The following is a 1987-nucleotide window of genomic DNA, read 5'->3' on the forward strand; positions in this document are numbered from 1 at the left end:
TTCATTCTGTAATTTAAATATGTTGCAGGAACTTCAGATAAACTAAGCGCATCAAATGTTAGTGTAGTTTTGTGATATTGATTTAAATCTCCTGTAACTGATATAGAATTGGTAGCTTCTAAAGTTGTAAAATCTTGATAATTACTATTGTCTGACTCATTTCCTTGATCATCAATTCCTCTTATTGTTACATTATATTCAGTATTAGGAGATAAGCTAGTTATGGGATAAGTTGTTACATTTCCACCAACGGAAGACAAAAATAAGACATCATTATTATAAACTCTATAATCAACTACACCAATATTATCTGTACTTGTAGTCCAGTTTAAATCTACAGAAGTAGCTGTAACATTACTAGCTGCTAAATTTGTAGGTATAGATGGTGCTGTCGTATCTGGAATACTCGTTGTAAATGATTGTGTATTACTAGCATTAGATATCTTACCTGAAGTATCAAATGCTTTAATAGCTAAACTATATGACGTTGGAGCTGTTAAACCTGTGAGATTATGTGTTGTCTCAGTACCTATTGATGTAGCAATTAAAGAGCCACTATTATATATTTTATAGGATGCAATCCCTACGTTATCTGTAGAGGCAGTCCATGAAAGGTTGGCTGTAGTAGCTGTAATATCATTAGCAATAAAATTTGTTGGTTTAGTAGGTGCTTCTGTATCAGTCGTATTTGCTGTAACTGTAAAATTTATAATATCTTGACCTAATTGTGTTCCAGTCCCATTTTTATCACTAAAAGCAGTTACAGTAAGAGTATAACTTCCTACTGTTAAATCTTCACCATCATAAAAATCACCTTTGCCATTATCACCAAACAAAGCGTATGGAGAACCGTTTTCTGTTTTACTAATTGATAAAGCTCCAGTTAAAGTAAGTGTTGCACTTCCTATTGTCGTGCCAGTTGTTGCGCTAACATTAAAGGTTGTAAAATTACTTGCTACATTAGTATAACCATCTACAAAACCAGTTATTACAGAGTCATCAGAGCCTTTTATATGTTGAAGTGTAAAGAAATTAGTAGAAGGAGTTGTAAAAAAAGTTTGAACATTACTATTGTCTGACTCATTTCCTTGATCATCAATTCCTCTTATTGTTACATTATATTCAGTATTAGGAGATAAGCTAGTTATGGGATAAGTTGTTACATTTCCACCAACGGAAGACAAAAATAAGACATCATTATTATAAACTCTATAATCAACTACACCAATATTATCTGTACTTGTAGTCCAGTTTAAATCTACAGTGGTAGCTGTAATATTAAATTGAATACATATTAATAGAAAAATTGTTGTTAATACATTTCTGAAAGGAGTATTGCTAAATTTCATAAAAAGGAAGAGTGCTAAATTTTAAGGGAGGAGTGCTAAATCTCAATAATAAATAGACAAGTTTTATCTATATTATATGTACGAGTAAAAAAGTATGTTAGACTTTTTCGCAGTAAAAAAAAACGTTTAAACACAGCAAAAATCATTTAAACGATATAATTAAATATTTTTACTAATATATATTTAAAATGTTCTTGCATTTGCTTATCATTCTAAATCTTTTGTTAAAGCTATTATTTTATTACTTCACAATTAATTTCGTAGAGTATAAACTGTTAAGGTTTCCAACGGTTATAATATAAATACCTGTTTTTAAATTTTTTATATTAAATTCTCCAATTTTATTTTTAAATTTTATATTTTCTTTATTAATTAGTTTTCCAATAATATCAAATAGCATAACAGTGTAGGAATCTTCATTTAAACCAGTAATATATATATTATTTGATGAATTTGTTGGGTTTGGATAAATCTTAAAATCAATTTCGAAATCATTGTCAGAATCATCGACAGAACCATCAAAAATAATAGTCACCGTAGTATAATCAGTAAAGCTACCCTCATTAGTTGTTGCAGTTATAGTAACGGTTCCTTGAGTAATTCCAGTTACTAGACCATTGGTATCAACCGTAGCGATA

At 29.4% G+C, this 1987-nt stretch carries 2 protein-coding genes; both read right to left on the bottom strand.

Translation table 11 applies throughout. From position 1 onward, the window contains the following. Positions 1–1349, bottom strand: a 1349-nt coding sequence (locus BT151_RS18330) for a fibronectin type III domain-containing protein (RefSeq protein ID WP_143144361.1), incomplete at its 3' end; no start/stop codon positions are given. A 241-nt stretch (positions 1350–1590) separates the two neighbouring features. Beyond that, on the bottom strand, positions 1591–1987 hold a 397-nt coding region (locus BT151_RS18710; RefSeq protein ID WP_171946671.1), incomplete at its 5' end, for a T9SS type A sorting domain-containing protein.

The sequence above is a fragment of the Flaviramulus basaltis genome (genome assembly GCF_900114265.1).
Taxonomy (GTDB): Bacteria; Bacteroidota; Bacteroidia; order Flavobacteriales; family Flavobacteriaceae; genus Flaviramulus; species Flaviramulus basaltis.